At 31.6% G+C, this 18,648-nt stretch carries 12 protein-coding genes and 6 pseudogenes; 11 read left to right on the top strand and 7 right to left on the bottom strand.

The genetic code is table 11. The features are described from left to right. Nucleotides 1-45: 45 nt before the first annotated feature. From JJC05_RS05855 to nadE, 3 genes are all read right to left on the bottom strand, one after another. The gene (locus tag JJC05_RS05855; protein WP_088390361.1) at nucleotides 46-987 is read right to left on the bottom strand and encodes an NHL repeat-containing protein; all 942 of its coding nucleotides are present in this window, start codon (nucleotides 985-987) and stop codon (nucleotides 46-48) included. 98 nt (nucleotides 988-1,085) lie between these two features. Continuing rightward, nucleotides 1,086-1,715, bottom strand: coding sequence for a response regulator transcription factor (locus tag JJC05_RS05850; protein ID WP_105195391.1), 630 nt, complete (start codon nucleotides 1,713-1,715; stop codon nucleotides 1,086-1,088). 343 nt (nucleotides 1,716-2,058) lie between these two features. Further along, nucleotides 2,059-2,865 (bottom strand): NAD(+) synthase, encoded by an 807-nt coding sequence (gene nadE / locus JJC05_RS05845; RefSeq protein WP_088390365.1) that lies wholly within the window; start codon nucleotides 2,863-2,865, stop codon nucleotides 2,059-2,061. A 95-nt stretch (nucleotides 2,866-2,960) separates the two neighbouring features. On the opposite strand from nadE, the gene gldB reads away from it, so the two are divergent. From gldB to JJC05_RS05830, 3 genes and pseudogenes are all read left to right on the top strand, one after another. Further along, nucleotides 2,961-3,926, top strand: a complete 966-nt coding sequence (gene gldB, locus JJC05_RS05840; protein WP_235878527.1) for a gliding motility lipoprotein GldB — start codon at nucleotides 2,961-2,963, stop codon at nucleotides 3,924-3,926. A gap of 87 nt (nucleotides 3,927-4,013) precedes the next feature. Then, nucleotides 4,014-4,348: pseudogene (gene gldC / locus JJC05_RS05835) on the top strand (gliding motility protein GldC). Between the two features lies 1 nt (nucleotide 4,349). Continuing rightward, nucleotides 4,350-4,964, top strand: a complete 615-nt coding sequence (locus JJC05_RS05830) for a hypothetical protein (RefSeq protein WP_105195393.1) — start codon at nucleotides 4,350-4,352, stop codon at nucleotides 4,962-4,964. A gap of 160 nt (nucleotides 4,965-5,124) precedes the next feature. On the opposite strand, the pseudogene yihA reads toward JJC05_RS05830, so the two are convergent. The 4 genes and pseudogenes from yihA to JJC05_RS05810 form a co-directional block, all read right to left on the bottom strand. Further along, nucleotides 5,125-5,749, bottom strand: a pseudogene (gene yihA / locus JJC05_RS05825) (ribosome biogenesis GTP-binding protein YihA/YsxC). Between the two features lie 149 nt (nucleotides 5,750-5,898). Beyond that, nucleotides 5,899-6,666 (bottom strand): alpha/beta fold hydrolase, encoded by a 768-nt coding sequence (locus tag JJC05_RS05820; RefSeq protein WP_088390375.1) that lies wholly within the window; start codon nucleotides 6,664-6,666, stop codon nucleotides 5,899-5,901. Nucleotides 6,667-6,948: 282 nt separating this feature from the next. After that, nucleotides 6,949-8,221 (bottom strand): annotated as a pseudogene (locus JJC05_RS05815) (adenylosuccinate synthase). A gap of 20 nt (nucleotides 8,222-8,241) precedes the next feature. Beyond that, nucleotides 8,242-8,700 (bottom strand): Fur family transcriptional regulator, encoded by a 459-nt coding sequence (locus tag JJC05_RS05810; RefSeq protein ID WP_105195396.1) that lies wholly within the window; start codon nucleotides 8,698-8,700, stop codon nucleotides 8,242-8,244. Nucleotides 8,701-9,429: 729 nt separating this feature from the next. On the opposite strand from JJC05_RS05810, the gene JJC05_RS05805 reads away from it, so the two are divergent. The 8 genes and pseudogenes from JJC05_RS05805 to JJC05_RS05770 all read left to right on the top strand — a co-directional run bounded on the left by JJC05_RS05805 (nucleotide 9,430) and on the right by JJC05_RS05770 (nucleotide 18,646). Further along, complete coding sequence (locus tag JJC05_RS05805) at nucleotides 9,430-9,903, top strand: division/cell wall cluster transcriptional repressor MraZ (RefSeq protein ID WP_088390381.1); 474 nt, start codon at nucleotides 9,430-9,432, stop codon at nucleotides 9,901-9,903. Then, nucleotides 9,878-10,786, top strand: a complete 909-nt coding sequence (gene rsmH, locus JJC05_RS05800; RefSeq protein WP_181142838.1) for a 16S rRNA (cytosine(1402)-N(4))-methyltransferase RsmH — start codon at nucleotides 9,878-9,880, stop codon at nucleotides 10,784-10,786. The genes JJC05_RS05805 and rsmH overlap by 26 nt, the downstream gene beginning before the upstream one ends. Nucleotides 10,787-10,818: 32 nt before the next feature. Then, complete coding sequence (locus JJC05_RS05795) at nucleotides 10,819-11,160, top strand: FtsL-like putative cell division protein (RefSeq protein WP_088390385.1); 342 nt, start codon at nucleotides 10,819-10,821, stop codon at nucleotides 11,158-11,160. Beyond that, nucleotides 11,151-13,151, top strand: a complete 2,001-nt coding sequence (locus JJC05_RS05790; RefSeq protein ID WP_105195398.1) for a PASTA domain-containing penicillin-binding protein — start codon at nucleotides 11,151-11,153, stop codon at nucleotides 13,149-13,151. The genes JJC05_RS05795 and JJC05_RS05790 overlap by 10 nt, the downstream gene beginning before the upstream one ends. A gap of 49 nt (nucleotides 13,152-13,200) precedes the next feature. After that, the gene (locus JJC05_RS05785) at nucleotides 13,201-14,661 is read left to right on the top strand and encodes a UDP-N-acetylmuramoyl-L-alanyl-D-glutamate--2,6-diaminopimelate ligase (protein ID WP_088390389.1); all 1,461 of its coding nucleotides are present in this window, start codon (nucleotides 13,201-13,203) and stop codon (nucleotides 14,659-14,661) included. A gap of 77 nt (nucleotides 14,662-14,738) precedes the next feature. Further along, nucleotides 14,739-15,967 (top strand): annotated as a pseudogene (mraY, locus tag JJC05_RS05780) (phospho-N-acetylmuramoyl-pentapeptide-transferase). Nucleotides 15,968-15,969: 2 nt separating this feature from the next. Continuing rightward, nucleotides 15,970-17,300 (top strand): annotated as a pseudogene (gene murD, locus JJC05_RS05775) (UDP-N-acetylmuramoyl-L-alanine--D-glutamate ligase). Nucleotides 17,301-17,351: 51 nt separating this feature from the next. Then, nucleotides 17,352-18,646 (top strand): annotated as a pseudogene (locus tag JJC05_RS05770) (FtsW/RodA/SpoVE family cell cycle protein). The last annotated feature ends 2 nt before the right edge of the window (nucleotides 18,647-18,648 follow it).

The following is an 18,648-nucleotide window of genomic DNA, read 5'->3' as shown; positions in this document are numbered from 1 at the left end:
AAATTTTTGAGCTTTTCAGATATTTTTCATTATTTGTTGAGGAATTTAAAATTTAACAATATAAATAGCTCCTTCTCCCATTGCAGGTATGAACAAGTAGTTGTTATAACTGCTGATGTCTGCTGGACCATTCAGATATTTTTTACCTATTTTGTTAGAAAGATCTATTACTTCACTTTTTTGTGTCATTGGGTTGTATTTAAAAATAAATCCTACTTCATTCGATCCATTGTAATCTTTCCCCCAATCTGAAAGATATACTTCATTGTTAATTAGAGCGATGCCGTCTAGTCCTCCCAAAGCACTTGGACCATTTGTGACATCCGTATTATTTTTGGAGTTTAAATCTAATTTTTTTAATGATAATCCATTTTTAAAGGCGCAATTCCATAATGTATTGTCTGTTAAAAACAAGCCATTTACAAAACCATTTTCGCCTATTTTTTCCTTAGTTTTTTCTTTTAAATTAATCTTATAAATACCACCGTTATTTGTAATGCTTGCATATAACGTATTGTTGTCATTTCCTTTAACAAGATCGTTTAATCCTGTGCCTCCTTGTTGTGTTAGGTCTATTCCAAGATCTGTAAAAGAAATTCGATCAACAAGTTCTCCTGTATTGATATTTATTCCTTTTAATTCATCTATATCGTTTACCCATAATACATTGTCTATTAAAGCACTGCCTTTTGGAGCATTTAAAATAGTTTTACTGATGTTTTTTGAAATTAACTTACCGTTTAAATCTACTTTGGTTATCATTCCGTCTCCATCTTTTACGTGAGGAGCTAATTGAGCCCCAATATCTGAAATGTAGAAATATTCTTTGCCGTCAAAAAGAATGCTTTCAGGATGACCAAATTGTAAGGCTAATTTTCCTGTTGAGAATGTAATTTCATTACTAGGGATTGTCGTGTTATTATCTTTTGAACATCCTATTAATAATGCAGTTCCTATAAGAGAGGAAAATAAAAAACTCTTTTTCATAATAGTTATTTTTAATTAATAACAAATGTATGAATAAGAGTTTTTTTAGGTTTTTTGTGATCGTTCAAAAAGTTATTCTAAAAGTTCATATTTTAAAACTAAACAATTTCTAATATTTTGGCTTTATTAACAAGATCTACAAGATTCGTTACATTTAATTTTGCTAATAAACGGAGTTTATATGTGCTTATAGTTTTTTCATTTAAATTTAAAGATTCGGCAATTTCTTTATTTTTTTTACCGTTTGATAGATAACGTAATACTTCTATTTCTCTACTAGATAGTTTTCTGTATAGTTGTTCTGACTTATTTTGTTTTGAAATTAAAGCTATATTACGTTTTACCACATCACTAAATACCACAGTTCCTCTGTTGACTTTTATAATTGTTGAGGCTAAATTTTCTAGTTTTTCTGACTTTTCAACAAATGCTGAAGTTCCTGCTTTTATAGCATTAGGAGCGTATACCTGTTCATTTAAATTAGAAAATAAAATGATCTTAAGTTTCCTGTGATTTTCTAATAAATTTTTAATATCATTAATACTATTTAACCCATTTAGCTCCATATCCATGATCAAAATATCTACTTCTTTACGTTTCAACATTTCTTCAATCATTTCAAAGTTATCCACGATTCCTACTAATGTAATATCAGAATGTTCTTTGAAATATGATTTAATACCATAATGAACTACAGGATGATTATCCGCAAGACCTATCTTTATCATACATTATTTGTTTAAAATTGTGTAAGTACAAAATTACAAATAAAAAGATAAAGGCTTGATTATCAGTTGTAGAAAAAGTTTTACACTTTTGTAGAAATTATTTAGGTGCACTCAGAAATAAAATGTATCAATAAAATCAAAGTTTAAGGCTTTTTTATTTTTGAATTTAACCCCCTTTTTTTAGAGTCTTTTACTCTAAAAAAAGGGTAATATTTTTTATTAGCACTATTTCAAAAAGTAAAAAAAAAAAAAGGATAGCTTTGCTTTTTTTGGAATATTTGGAGTTATACCTTGAAATTTTTTATATCAAAGTACATGAGGGCAAAAAATATTTTCAAATTTCCTATTTAAGTTCATTAGGAATTATACATACAGGTATTGGATTCATTTTATGTTGATTAATAGTGTTTAATCGTAAATAAATTTTAAAGACTTCTTTCTCTCTCCCTTCAAAATCATTGCTGTTTTTCCCATTTTCTAATTGTTTCATGGCCCATTCTAATTCATCATAATTGGCACCTAGTTGATCTTCGTCGCTTCGATCATCGCCAAATAGTCCATCTGTAGGTTTTGCATTTAGTATAGATTCAGGTACTCCCACATAAGATGCTAAAGTACGAACATCACTTTTTAGCAAGTCTGCTATAGGACTAATGTCTACGCCTCCATCCCCGTATTTAGTAAAAAAGCCTACTCCAAAATCCTCTACCTTATTGCCAGTTCCGGCTACTAATAAGTTGTTTAAACCAGCAAGGTAGTATAAAGATACCATTCGTAAACGTGAACGAGTATTGGCGAAGGCTAAATGAAGTTTGTCCTCATTTTCTGATATAGGTACTTCGTTTTTGAAACTTTCAAAAATGGGGGTCATATTAATTTGAGTATCCAATACATTTGAAAATTTTTGTTTTAGCATATTAATATGTTCGTATGCCCTGTTTACATGGCTTTCTGCTTGATGTATAGGCATTTCTACACATAAGGTTGTAAGACCAGTTTGCGCACATAATGTAGACGTTAAAGCGGAGTCTATTCCGCCAGAAATACCAACTACAAAGCCTTTTACTCCAGCTTTTATAGCGTATTCTTTTAACCAGTTTACAATATGTTTATTTACTTTTTCTGCATTTAAAGTGCTTATTTTTTGCATAACGATGATTGTATTAAAAAGGGATGTATATTTGCAAAAATAATAAAATTACTTATAAACCGTTTTTTGGTTATCTTAATAGAATTAGTAGGAAAATGAGGAAATATATTGCGTTAGCTGTTTTAGCTCTTTCTGCTTTGTCTTGCAAAAAAAATGCAAAAGTACAAGAACAAGCGGAAGAAATGGAACTAAATGTTGTGGTAGATCGTTATGATAAAGCTTTTTTTGAAGCAAAACCATCTGATTTACCTATTTTAAAAGAAAAATACCCTTTTTTCTTTCCTCCTCAAGTTGATGAACGGTTTTTAGCTGAAAAAATGGTACATCCACAATGGAGAGCATTGTATGATGAAGTAGAAAAACGATATGATAATTTTGATGTTGAAAAGAAGAATATCGAAACACTATTTAAATATATAAAATATTATTTTCCTAAAACAAAAATACCTAAAGTATATACTGTCATTCAGGATATGGATCCCGATTATAAAGTAATTTATGCTCCAGATAAAAATGTTTTAATTATTTCTTTGGAACTGTATTTAGGTAAATCACATCGTTTTTACGAATATCCTGAGTTTTTGAAAAAGAGATTTGAAGCGGTACAAATGATGCCAGATGTGGTAGATGCGTTTGCTTTGTATAAGGTTAAACCTCCTATAGATCGCGATTTTTTATCGCAAATGATTTATGAAGGAAAAAAATTGTACTTAAAAGATGTCTTGTTGCCTACAACTCCTGATGAAGACAAAATAGCTTATACAACAGAAGAGTTAAAGTGGTGCGAAGAGAATGATGAAACTATCTGGCGATTTATGATAGAACAAAAAATGTTATATGATACAAATCCTATGCTAGTTCAAAAATTAATAGCACCGGGACCTTTTTCTAAATTTGGACTCGAAAGTGATAATCAAACACCTGCTCGTATAGGTGCGTGGATTGGATGGCAAATTGTTCGTGCTTACATGGAACAAAATGAGGTTTCTTTAGAAAAAATGCTTGTTGTAGATGCTAAAGAACTTTTTAAAAAATCTAAATATAAACCTGTAAAGAATTAATTGTTAACTCAGAGTGTGGTAAAATATTTAAAGGAAAATTCCTAGCAAAAATATAGTTCATATAAATTTTAAAACATAAAAAATAAAATGCCAATAACTAAAACATCCGATATTAATTTTAAGATTTCATTAGATGAAAATCATGTTCCAGAAAAATTACATTGGACTGCAAAAGACGGTGGAATAGAAGAACAAGAAGCCAAAGCTCTTATGTTAAATATATGGGATAGTAACGCAAAAGAAACAATGCGTATTGATTTGTGGACAAAGGATATGCCTGTAGATGAAATGAAGATATTTTTTCATCAAACTTTGGTGGCTATGGCGGATACTTTTGAACGTGCAACGGCTGATGAAAAAATGAGTGCAACAATGCGTGATTTTTGGAGTATTTTGCTGAAAAGTTAGAGTTGAAAAAATAAAATGTATAAATTTAAAATGTTAGAAATGGTAAGTAGAAAATTATCTTTTTTATGTGCATGTTTGATTTTAGTTTCTTGTAATAAAGAAGATAACAAGGATGTGATGTCTGATACTAAAGGAAGTTGTGAGTCTTCAATACCTTTTTTGAAAACGGGCAAGGAAGTAGTGTTTGATCTTTTTACATTTGGAAAGAAATCAGGAACAATGAAAATGACTTTTGGAAGTTGTAATGGAGAAGGATTTCTAGTTACAAGAAATTTTTACAATGACTTAGGTGAATTAGTGCGCTCTAGTGTTGATTTAATGAAACAAGAAGGAGATTTTCTTTTGGTTGATTCAGATAATAATAAAGATTATTTTGCAAAAAGCTATAAAAAGAATGTTCAGTTAAATGAAGAATGGAAACATGTTAGAGCTGATAAAGCGGTTGTAACACATAAAGTTATAGATTTAGATTCTGTTATTAAGGTACCCGCTGGTACATTTCATTGTAAAGTTTTTAAGTTTTCTACAACAACAGCTATTAATGACTCTTATATTTTTTGGAATGATGATATAGGGAATGTTTACGAAGATACTGGGTTTTTTAAAATGGAACTTAAATCATTTAAGTAGTACAATAAAAAGAGACTGTCTGGTAAAGGTTGTAATTCTGTTATTTCATCGGCGAGAAAAATCACATATACAGATAATGTGATTTCTCCTGTCATCATTGAAGTAATAAGTTAAAAATATTATACAATTTATTTATTACTTTTTAGATAGTCTCTTTTTGTTAGACAAAATGATCATTGTTTTTGAAAATTTCTTGATTTACATTGTCTATAAAATCTAAAATACCGTCGCGTCCAACTGCATCTAATGAGGAAGTTATAAAATGTTGAGGCATTTCTTCCCAATTGTTAGCTAGTAATGATTTTCGATAAGCTGCAACGTTTTGTTCTGCTTTGCCCTTACTTATTTTATCTGCTTTTGTGAAAATAATACAAAAAGGAACGCCCGTCTCGCCAAGATATGTAATGAATTCTAAGTCTATTTTTTGAGCTTCATGGCGAATATCTATTAAGATAAAGGCACAAACCAATTGAGCTCGTTTTTCAAAATAATCAGTAATGAATTTCTGGAAAACTTCCTTTGTTTTTTTAGAAACTCTTGCGTATCCATATCCTCGGTAAATCAACTAAAAACCAGTTATTATTAATTTTAAAATGATTAATTAGCTGGGTTTTACCCGGTCTAGAGGAAGTTTTTGCTAAGTTTTTATGATTAGTTAGCATGTTTATTAAGGAGGATTTCCCTACGTTAGATCTTCCTATGAAAGCGTATTCAGGTAAACGCTCCTGAGGACATTTGCTTACAAGAGAGTTACTTATGATAAATTCAGCTGTATTAATTTTCATAGATATAAAATATGAGAGTGTCTATTTAATATTTCGTTTTTTGTTTTGATTATGACAAACTATGTTTTTGTGTCTTATTTGTTTTGATAAGACTCTTGGGCTTTTACGTAAAAAGGGATGTCTATTTTTTTGAAAGATCCCTTTGTTAATTATTTATGTTCTGCTTTTGTTTTTAACCATTCTTCCAAAATCCTATTAAACTCATCAGGATGTTCCATCATAGCAGCATGACCACATTGGTCTATCCAATATAAAGTAGAATTGGGGAGTAATTTGTGAAATTCTTCTGCTACTTCTGGAGGCGTTACTTTGTCCTGTCTACCCCATATAATTCCTGTTGGAACGTGCATTTTTGGTAAGTCTTTGGCCATGTTGTGACGTATGGCGCTCTTGGCAATGGTAAGTGTTTTTAAAAGTTTAATACGATCGTTAACCGTAGCATATACTTCATCAACAATTTCTTTTGTAGCAACAGCAGGATTGTAAAATACGTCTTCTGACTTTTTTTTGATGTACTCATAATCTCCACGTTTAGGATAGCTTTCTCCCATCGCACTTTCATATAAACCTGAGCTACCTGTAATTACTAATCCTGATACTTTTTCGGGGAAAAGTTTTGTGAAATATAAGGCTATATGCCCTCCTAATGAGTTACCTACAAGGACAACTCTATCATAACCTTTATAATTGATGAAATTTTTAAGGTATACAGCAAATGCTTTTACATTGGTTTTTAATATATTTTGGGTATATAAAGGTAATTCAGGAATTACTACTTTGTATCCTTTGTTAGGGAAATATTGAGCAACTCCTCCAAAATTACTAAGACCTCCCATTAATCCATGTAAAATTACAATTGGAGTCCCTTCTCCTGCTTCGAAATATTTGTATTTACCGTCTTCTATTAAGTGCTCCACTTTATTAATTCGTTTTTATATGACAAATATAGTGGTTAAAAATGAAAAAATTATTTTTATTATTTTTTTATGGATAAAGTAATCGGAGATCTTAAAAGGATAGGTGAAAGAAAGAAGTTGAGGCTGTTTTCTAATCTAAATCTATTGAAATTTGGAATGAAAATAGTTTAACAGGTTTTAATTTGAACGCGTAATTGTATTTGATTTTCTTTTTATAAAAATGCCCCAAATAGTGTTTAGCTTTTTTGGGGCGGTATCTTATTGTATAAATTGATTTCTATATTATGATTTGATAATTGTTTGTTTTCTGTCAGGTCCAACAGATATAATCATAATAGGAACTTCTAGCTCTTTTTCAATGAAATGAATATAGTCTTTTAGCTCAATAGGGAGTTCTTCAAAAGAACTCATGTCTGTTAGATCAGCCTTCCAACCTTTAAATTCGGTATAAACAGGGGTTAGATTTTCTTCTTCAATAGAAAAAGGGAGATGTTTTATAGTTTCACCTTTATAGTTATAAGCGGTGCAAACTTTCAGTGTTTCAAAACCAGAAAGGACATCGCCCTTCATCATCATCAATTGAGTTACACCATTTATTTGAATAGCATATTTTAAAGCTACTAAATCCAGCCATCCACAGCGTCTAGCGCGTCCTGTTACAGAGCCAAATTCATTGCCTACTTTAGCCATTGTTTCGCCATCTGTTCCAAAATCCTCTGTAGGGAATGGTCCAGATCCAACACGAGTGGTATAGGCTTTGAAAATACCAAATACCTCTTTTATTTTGTTAGGGGCAATGCCTAAGCCTGTACAAGCTCCGGCAGCAGTAGTGTTAGATGAAGTTACGAAAGGATAAGTTCCAAAGTCAACATCTAATAAGGAGCCTTGTGCCCCCTCGCAAAGAATAGACTTACCTTCTTTTTGAGCTTTTGCTAAAAATTCTTCGCTATCAATAAAAGTTAATTTTTTTAAGCCCTCTATGGCTTCAAAAAATTCTTTTTCCATTTCGGGAAGGTTGTATTGAATATTTACATCGTAAAACTTAATCATTTCCTCATGCTTATTTGCCAAAGAACGATATTTTTCAATGAAATCAGACATTTCAATGTCTCCAACCCTTAGGCCGTTACGTCCTGTTTTGTCCATATAAGTTGGTCCAATACCCTTTAGAGTTGAGCCAATTTTAGCTTTTCCTTTAGCTGTTTCAGAAGCAGCATCTAATAAGCGATGGGTTGGTAAAATAAGATGTGCTTTTCTTGAAATCAATAATTTTGACTCAATGTTCATATTGAACTTTTCAAGTCCTTCTATTTCTTTTTGAAAGACAACAGGGTCTATAACAACACCATTACCAATGATATTTATTGCGTTTTTATGAAAAATACCAGATGGGATTGTACGTAAAACGTGTTTTATTCCGTCAAACTCAAGTGTGTCCTGCATTAGGACCTCCTTGAAATCGCGCTATTATATCGTATTTAGAGGTTAGTACATCGACAATTTTTCCTTTGCCTTCATCGCCCCATTGTAATCCTAGTAGTAAGTCTACAGTCATTGTGTTGTTGTTTGTAATTTTTAAGAATTTTTCTTTTTAGTAGCGTAGAAATATAGAGAATGATTTTGGATCTCAATTCCAAATAAATCTTCCATAGTTTGTTTGATGGTTTGTATTCTTGGGTCGCAAAATTCAATTACTTCGCCTGTATCAGTCATAATAATATGATCATGTTGTTTGTCAAAGTAAGATTTTTCATAATGCGCTTGATTTTGACCAAATTGGTGTTTGCGAACTAAACCGCAATCTAATAACAATTCAATGGTGTTATAAAGTGTAGCTCGTGATACGCGATAATTTTTGTTTTTCATTTTAATATAAAGATTTTCTATATCAAAATGTTCTGAACTGTCGTATATCTCCTGAAGAATTGCATATCGTTCAGGTGTCTTTCGATGCCCATTTTTTTCTAAGTAACTAGTAAAAACATTTTTTACTGTTTCTTGATGGCTATTATTGTCAGATGTAATTTGCGTCATAAGGTTACAAAGATAAAATTTTTATTTAGATTGTAAATAATAATGGTTTTACTTTTATGAGTGCTAATTTGTTAAGAAAGAACGAAGGTGTAATTGAATGGAAATACTGGGGGTGTTCATCTGTTTCTAAATTGAAAATAAATAAGTTTTGTGTATAAAAGTCTTTTAAAAAGTGATTTATGAAGGCGTTAATTGATCTGAATCTAGATTTTATATTAGGCTTCGTTTAGAAAGAAAATAAGTTAAATATTTTTCTAATCTGGAAATTGGGTTAAATAAAGGAAAGTGTTTTGCCTGATTTTATATTCAACTGCTGAAGTGCTTTTGCAATGAGTACAAAAAAAGAAAATAGGAGAGATTTTGGGTGTAATCATAATTAGTCATTTAAGTTGAGTGTTTATTTATAATGAAAAAAATGATTTACTTAATACTGTATATATAAGGTATGAAGATGTTTTGAAAATGTGTATTAATAATAAAAAAAGTGGGTTTGGGGTTAAAAAACTTTAAAATGGCGGTTCAAAATAAAATAAAGAGAATTTGATTTTTAAACAGATTAAGGTCGTCTTCTTTGAGAGTTAAAGGTAGGAAAAGAAGAAAGAGGAGGTTCTTGGGGTTTTGTGGTGTATTTCTTATAAAATCAAAACTTATCAACAAAGTGGTATTTTGTGGTAAAATGTGGTAAAAATATTCCTATCTTTGTATTTGTACAGTACAAAGTGTAACTCCTTGAATACCATTGTTGGAACATATGAATGTAAAGCAGATGCGAAAGGCAGGTTGATGTTACCGGTTGCCTTGAAAGGGCAATTGGCGACTTCTTTGCAGGAAGGGTTTGTGTTAAAACGTTCTGTTTTTCAACAATGTTTAGAGTTGTATCCGATGAGTGAATGGAATGTTATGATGCAAAAAATCAATAAGTTGAATCGTTTTGTAAAAAAGAACAATGATTTTATTCGTCGATTTACAGCAGGAGTTAAAGTAGTGGAGATTGATGCTACAGGACGTTTGTTAATTCCTAAAGATTTAGCGGTTTTTGCAAATATTACGAATAACGTTGTTTTGTCTTCGGCAGTGACTATATTAGAAATTTGGGATAAAGAGTTATATGAAAAAGCTATTGATGATTCAGTGATGGATTTTGCGGATTTAGCTGAAGAAGTAATGGGAGATTTAAATTTTGATGACGATGGAATATCATAATCCGGTTTTATTAAGGGAGACAGTTGATGGTTTGAATATCAAACCGGATGGAGTGTATGTAGATGTAACTTTTGGAGGAGGAGGTCATTCAAGGGAAATATTATCTCGGTTGGGGCCTAATGGGAAATTGTTTGCTTTTGATCAAGACGAAGATGCTTGGGCTAATGCAATACCAGATCCAAGATTTGTTTTAATTAAAGAAAATTTTAGGTATATCAGAAATTTTTTACGTTTTCAGAATATTCGAAAGGTAGATGGGATTTTAGCTGATTTAGGAGTTTCCTCTCACCAATTTGATGTGCCTGAACGCGGTTTTTCTACTCGTTTTGATGGCGCTCTCGATATGAGAATGAATCAAAAAAATGAATTGAGCGCCTACACTGTAGTGAACGAATACGATGATGCGAATTTACGTCGTATTTTTTTAGAGTATGGAGAACTTAAAAATGCTCCAGCTTTAGCTAGGACGATTATAGAAGCGAGAGATACAGAAAGAATTGTTAATACAGAAGATTTAAAGCAAGTTTTAGGAAAACACTTACCAAGTCATAAAGCGAATAAAATTCTAGCTCAAATTTATCAAGCCATACGTATTGAAGTAAATCAAGAAATGGATGTCTTAAAAGAGTTTTTAGAGCAATCGTTAGATGTCTTAAATGTAGGAGGAAGATTAAGTGTTATTTCTTACCATTCTTTAGAAGATCGTCTAGTGAAACGATTTGTTAAAAATGGAATGTTTGAAGGAGAGCCAGAACGAGATATGTTTGGAAGATTTGAAGTACCTATGAAAGCTATTGGTAAACTCATTGTTCCGACGAATGAAGAAATAAAAATAAACAACAGAGCTCGAAGTGCAAAACTTCGTATTGCCGAAAAATTATAAGAATCAATGTTGCCTTAGCATCATGATGAAATATGAAAAACAAAATTTTTAATATATTAAAAGCTCGGTATCTTTTAAATGAAGATGCTGCTAAGAATTGGATTTTTATACTCTTTTTATTAGTGTTAGCCATTATAATGATTGCCAATACACATAGTTATGAGAAGAAAGTTTTTCGTATAGCAGAATTAAATAATGAAGTAAAAGAGCTACGATCTGAATTTGTAGACAGAAGATCCGAATTAATGAAAATAAAAATGGAATCCAATGTGGCAGCTCAAATGGCGATATTAAACATCGTACCATCATCGGTTCCTCCTAAAAAAATAAAAGTAGCAAAAGAAAAAACAGCTTGGGAAAAGCTATGGCAGTAATAAATAGAAATATATTAAATCGTATTTATGGGGTGGCATTACTTATATTGGTAATATCATCCGCTGTTGCTGTAAAACTAAGCAATATTCAATGGGTTGAAGGGACTTATTATAGACAATTAGCCAAAGAACGTACTATCAAAAACTTTGTAATTCCAGCTAATAGAGGAAATGTTTATTCATCAGATGGTAGCCTTTTAGCAACTTCTATTCCTGAGTATACAATTCGTTTTGATGCGTTGGCTCCTTCTCAAGAAAATTTTAATAAACATGTTAAGCCACTTGCTGATTCTTTAGCACCAATGCTAAAAAAATCAAGTAGTTCTTTATTAAACGATTTTAGAAAAGCAAGAGCCAATAAAAACCGCTATATGTTGGTTGCTCGTAAATTAAGTTATACAGAACATGCAAAAATTAAAAAATTTCCTTTGTTAAACTTAGGAGCTTATAAAGGAGGAATTATCATAGAACAACAAACCGTAAGAGAACATCCAATAGGTAAAATTGCTGAAAGAACAATAGGCTATGAACGTTTTAATGACGGGGGAAGTCTGACTCGTGTAGGGATTGAAGGTGCTTTCGGTAAATATTTAAAAGGAAAAGATGGTCAGGTTCTAAAACAAAAAATAGCCAAAGGACAATGGAAACCTATTCGAGATAATAATGAAGTAGAACCTATAGATGGTTATGATATAGTATCTACTATTGATGTATATATACAAGATATTGCACATCACGCATTACTCAAACAACTAGAACTATATGAAGCAGAGCACGGTTGTGCTGTGGTTATGGAAACCAAAACGGGAGATGTTAAAGCTATTTCAAATTTAGGAAGAGCTAAAGATGGATCATATTACGAAACGATTAACTATGCTGTTGCAGAATCACATGAGCCAGGTTCCACCTTTAAGTTACTTGATGTTTTAGCATTATTAGAAGATAAAAAAATTGATACCAGTAAAATTTATAACACCTACGGTGGAGTAGTAGTATACAGAGGTAGAAAAGTAAAAGACTCTCATGAAGGAGGATATGGGAAAATTTCATTTGCTAGAGGTTTTGAACTCTCTTCTAATACTGTTTTAGTTCAGGCCGTTTATGAAAATTATAAAGATAATCCACAACAATTTGTAGATCATATTAATTATTTAGGATTAAATACGTCTTTAGGTTTGCCTTTTAAAGGCGAAGGAAAACCCAGAATCCCACAACCGGGAAAAGGAAATTGGAGTGGTATTTCTCTTCCTTGGATGGCTTTTGGATATGGTGTTTCGGTAACCCCTTTACAAACACTTACATTGTATAATGCGGTAGCTAATAATGGAGTCATGGTTAAACCTAAATTCGTTCAAGAAGTAAAAGAGTGGAATAAGGTTGTGAAAAAGTTTGATACAGAAGTGATTAATGCTAAGATTTGTTCAAATACCACGCTTTCAAAAGTAAAAGCTATGTTGAAAAATGTTGTTAAACGAGGAACAGCATCTAAGCTATATTCTAAAGACTTTTCTATGGCAGGAAAAACAGGAACAGCTCAAATAGATTACCACAAAGGCGATACACAAATGTATTATGCTTCTTCTTTTGCCGGTTATTTTCCAGCAGAAGATCCACAATATTCGTGTATAGTCGTTATTCATAAACCTAATACGTCTAGTAATAATTATTATGGTGCTGATGTAGCAGGTCCTGTTTTTAAAAGAATTGCGCAAAAAGTTTTTACAGATGTTCCTTCTACAGATGAAATAAAATCATTAAAGAAAAAAGTTAATAAACAAGAAAAAAGTTATTTAGCTTACAATGAAAAACTAAACAAAAAACCTTTATACGTACCCAATACAAAAGGAATGCCGGGAATGGACGCAGTAGCTTTGTTAGAAAATTTAGGTATGAAAGTAAGGATAAGTGGATTTGGCAAAGTAAAAAAACAGTCCATTCAAGCAGGAGAATTTATTAGAAAAAATGCAATTATAGTTTTAGAATTGTCGTAAACAAAACATATAACATTTTGTCTTCCAATTAAAAGATAATAGGAAAAAAATGAATTTAAAAGATTTATTATACAAAGTAACTATAGAGACAGTTTTGGGATCTACTTCCATAACTGTAAATCAAATTCAGTTCGATTCTCGTAAAATCGGAACAGATGATGTTTTTGTAGCAATACGAGGAACATTGTCTGATGGGCATCAGTATATTGACAAAGCAATTAGTTTAGGAGCTAGTGTAATAATTTGTGAAGAATTGCCTCAAACTTGTTTGCAAAATATAACCTATGTAAAAGTAATAGATACAAATAGTGCTTTAGCCCAATTAGCAAATAATTATTATGGAACACCATCACATAAGTTAACTTTAGTTGGCGTTACAGGCACAAATGGTAAAACCACAATAGCATCCCTCTTATATCAAATGTTTAAAAAAGCAGGATATAAAGTAGGATTGCTATCAACCGTTAAAATTATGGTTGATACAATAGAATATAAAGCAACCCATACAACACCCGATTCATTAACTATTAATTATTTTTTAAATGAAATGATCCAAGAAGGATGTGAATATTGCTTTATGGAAGTAAGTTCTCATGGAGTACATCAAAAACGAACCGAAGGTTTACTTTTTGCAGGAGGTGTTTTTACCAATTTGTCCCATGATCACCTAGATTATCATCCTACATTTGCGGAATACCGAGACGTTAAAAAAACCTTTTTCGACCATTTACCCAAAACTGCTTTTGCATTAACTAATATTGATGACAAAAACGGAACTGTAATGTTACAAAATACACAAGCAAGGAAAAAAACCTATGCTTTAAAAACCTATGCAGATTATAAGGCCGTTATATTAGAAAATCAATTGTCTGGACTTCAATTAAAAGTTAATGAACACGATGTTTGGACTCGCTTGATAGGTACTTTTAATGCTTACAACTTACTTGCTATCTATGGCGTAGCCGTAGAGCTCGGAATAGATAAAATAGAAGCCTTACGGTTATTATCCGAATTAGAAAGCGTTTCTGGTAGATTTCAGTTTATTGTTTCCAAAGAAAAAATTACAGCCATAGTAGATTATGCACATACACCAGATGCTCTAGAAAACGTATTGAATACCATTAATGATATTCGTACAAAAAATGAACAACTAATTACTATTGTAGGTTGTGGAGGTGATAGAGATAGAACAAAACGTCCTATCATGGCACGAATTGCCACAGAAATGAGTTCAAAAGCAATTTTAACTTCCGATAACCCTCGTACCGAAAGTCCCGAGGTTATTATAGAAGAAATGGAAGCTGGAATTAGTGCAGAAAATTTTAAAAAATATTTAGCCATAAAAGATCGTAAACAAGCTATAAAAACAGCTTGTCAAATGGCTGAAAAAGGCGATATAATTTTAATAGCCGGCAAAGGACATGAAACATATCAAGAAATCAATGGAATACGTCATGATTTTGATGATATGAAAATAGTAAAAGAATTATTAGAACAATTAAATAAATAATAATTGATTTAGAAAGCTGATTGGTGATTTAAAAAGAAATCCAAAATCAAAATCCAAAATCCAAAACCTTATAAAGTATGTTATACTACTTATTTGAATATTTAGATAAAGTTCAAGATGTGCCCGGAACAGGTGTTTTTCAATACATTACTTTTCGATCAGCATTGGCAATTATTATGTCACTGTTATTGTCAACTATTTATGGGAAAAAAGTAATAAGCTACCTGAGACGTTTGCAAATTGGTGAAACCGTTCGCGAATTAGGTTTAGAAGGCCAAACTCAAAAAGCAGGAACACCAACAATGGGGGGATTATTATTATATTCTCTACCCTAATTCCTGTTTTACTATTTGCAAGATTAGATAATATTTATGTTATATTGTTAATCATCTCTATGCTATGGATGGGATTGATAGGTTTTTTAGATGATTATATCAAGGTATTCAAAAAAGATAAAGAAGGATTAAAGGGAATTTTTAAAGTTATAGGTCAAGTAGGGCTAGGATTGTTTGTAGGATCCGTTTTGTATTTTCACCCACAAGTAACCATTCGTAAAGAAATGGCACATACCAAAATAGAAATTGACGCTTCTCAGAATACGATCAAACCCATGATGGTAGAAGAAAAATCAACAGCTACTACAATCCCTTTTTTTAAAAATAATGAGTTTGATTATGCAGAAGTTTTATCCTTTATGGGAGAAGGTTATGAAAACTATGCTTGGTTAATTTTTATACCAGTGGTTATCTTTATTATTACAGCTGTTTCAAATGGAGCTAATCTTACGGATGGTATTGACGGATTAGCTGCTGGTACTTCCGCTATATCAGTAATAGCATTAGGGGTATTTACATTTGTTTCAGGTAATATTATTTTTTCTAAATACCTAAATATAATGTTTATCCCTCATTCCGGAGAAATGACCGTTTTTATAGCTGCCTTTATAGGATCATTAGTAGGCTTTTTATGGTATAATAGTTTTCCAGCTGCCGTTTTTATGGGAGATACAGGAAGTTTAACCATAGGAGGAGTAATAGCTGTATTAGCAATAGCCGTTCGTAAAGAAATGTTAATCCCCGTTATTTGTGGAATATTTTTAGCAGAAAATCTATCAGTAGTATTACAAGTAACTTATTTTAAATACACCAAAAGAAAATATGGCGAAGGACGTCGTATTTTCTTAATGTCTCCTTTGCATCATCATTATCAAAAAAAAGGATACCATGAAAGCAAAATAGTAACCCGTTTTTGGATTGTAGGAATTTTATTAACTATTGTTTCTATTGTAACTTTAAAATTAAGATAATCATGAGACTAGTTGTTTTAGGAGGAGGAGAAAGTGGTGTAGGTACCGCAATTCTCGGGAAGAAAAAAGGATACGAAGTATTTGTTTCTGATTTTGGAAAAATGAAAGATACTTATAAAGAAATACTATTACTTCATAAAATTAAGTTTGAAGACGAAAGGCACACAGAAGAACTCATCTTAAATGCAGATGTGGTAATGAAAAGCCCCGGTATTCCAGACAAAGCTCCTATTGTAAAAAAAATAATAGAAAAAAAATACCCGTACTTTCTGAAATTGAGTTTACAAATCAGTTTACCAATCTTCTAACAGTAGGAATAACAGGTAGTAATGGTAAAACAACTACAACCATGTTAACTTATCACCTTCTAAAACAAGGCGGAATAAATGTAGGTCTTGCTGGTAATATAGGAAAAAGTTTTGCTTGGCAAGTAGCCGATGATAAATTTGATACCTATGTTTTAGAACTAAGTAGTTTTCAGCTAGATGGCGTTGAAACATACAAACCACATATAGCAATCATAACAAACATAAGTCCAGATCATTTAGATCGATATGAGTATAAATACGAAAATTATATCGCTTCAAAGTTTAGAATCACAATGAATCAAACAGAAGAAGATTATTTGATTTATGATGCAGATGACGAAGCTATAAATAATTGGTTACTTCAAAATACAACCAAAGCAAAATTAATACCCTTCTCCATTTCTAAAAAGTTAGACTTTGGAGCCTATTTAGAAAATGATACGATAAAATTCAATATAACAAACGAAATATTTGATATGCCAATCAACGAAATATCTTTAGAAGGAAAACATAATGTAAAAAACGCTATGGCAGCAGCAACAGTTGCACAGTTATTAAAAATTAGAAAATCAACTATACGAGAAAGTTTGTCAGACTTTCAAGCAGTTGAACATCGTTTAGAAAAAGTATTAAAAATTAATAATGTACAATATATAAATGATTCTAAAGCAACCAATGTAAATGCTACATTTTTTGCGCTAGATAGCATGTCTACACCAACCGTATGGATCGTTGGAGGGGTTGATAAAGGAAATGATTATACAGAACTTTTGCCATTAGTAAACGAAAAAGTAAAAGCAATTATTTGTTTAGGAGTAGATAATAAAAAAATAATGGAGTCGTTTGGAAGTATTGTAGATGAAATGATAGAAACAGATTCAATGGCAGAAGCAGTAAAACAAGCTTACCGTTTAGCAGAAAAAGGGGACACCGTTTTATTATCACCTGCTTGTGCAAGTTTTGATTTGTTTGAAAATTATGAAGATAGAGGACGCCAATTTAAGCAAGCCGTTCAAAATTTATAAGATTTAGGTTTTAGAGTATAAAACCTAGTCTTTTAAACCTAAATACAAAATATGAAAAAATTACTACATAATCTAAAAGGAGATAAAGTCATTTGGGCATTTGTTGCACTATTGGCCTTATTTTCCTTTATGCCCGTATATAGCGCAAGTAGTAATTTAGCTTATCTGGGTAGAGGTACAGGAAATACCTTAGGCTATCTACTCAAACATTTTATGCACCTAGGATTAGGTTTTGCTATTATGTACGGTTCTCATAAAGTACCCTATCACTATTTTAGAAATCTATCATTGGTTTTATTACCTTTTGTATGGCTAATGTTACTTTATACCTTATTCAAAGGAACTGTAATTGATGGGGCTAATGCAAGTAGATGGATACAACTACCCGGAGGTATCTCATTTCAGCCATCTGCTTTAGCAGCTATGGTCTTGTATATGTATGTAGCGCGCTATTTGTCTAAAACAGATATCGAAGAAATGACCTTCCAAAAATCATTCATTTCTTTGTGGATTCCTGTATTTGTAACTGTAGGCTTAATATTTCCAGCCAACTTTTCTACAGCAGCACTTATTTTTTCTATGGTCTTAATGATTACCTTCGTAGGACAATATCCCATAAAAAATAGTGCCATAATTATAGGTATGGGAATTGCTGCCGCACTTTTTTTTATTATTTTAGTTAAAGCCTTTCCAGATGCTTTTCCAAATCGTGTAGATACTTGGATGAGTCGCATTGAAAACTTTATATCAGACAAATCAGATCCAGATGAAGATTATCAAATTGAAAAAGCCAAAACAGCTATAGCAACGGGAGGGATCTACGGGTTAGGTCCGGTAAAAGCGTACAACGTAACTTTCTTCCACAATCATCTTCAGATTTTATCTTTGCGATCATTATTGAAGAATTCGGATTAATAGGTGGTTTTGCTATTATTTTCTTATATCTTATGCTGTTTGTTCGTTTTGTAATAGCATCCTATAAAGCCCCCACACTATTTGGTAAACTCATAGTAGCAGGATTAGGTTTTCCAATTATCTTTCAAGCCTTTATCAATATGGGAGTGGCAGTTGAATTATTACCTACTACAGGACAAACCTTACCACTCATCAGTAGTGGTGGTACTTCAATATGGATGACATGTGCAGCCATTGGGATTATATTGAATGTAACCAAAAAAGAAGAAGAAATAGAACAAGAAAAAGAAGAAAAAGAAGAAAGAGAAGCCGCTTTACAACGAATCATAGATAGAGAAATTAAAGAACAAAATAAAATAGATACCGAAATAAACGAAGATTTTTCTATTGAAGATAAAAACAATCCCATGAATCCCATTTTAAATAAATAAGA

The organism is Flavobacterium davisii, from assembly GCF_019565505.1.
Taxonomy (GTDB): domain Bacteria; phylum Bacteroidota; class Bacteroidia; order Flavobacteriales; family Flavobacteriaceae; genus Flavobacterium; species Flavobacterium davisii.
Note: the sequence above shows the minus strand (reverse complement) of the source record. Positions and strands in the feature narration are given on the sequence as shown.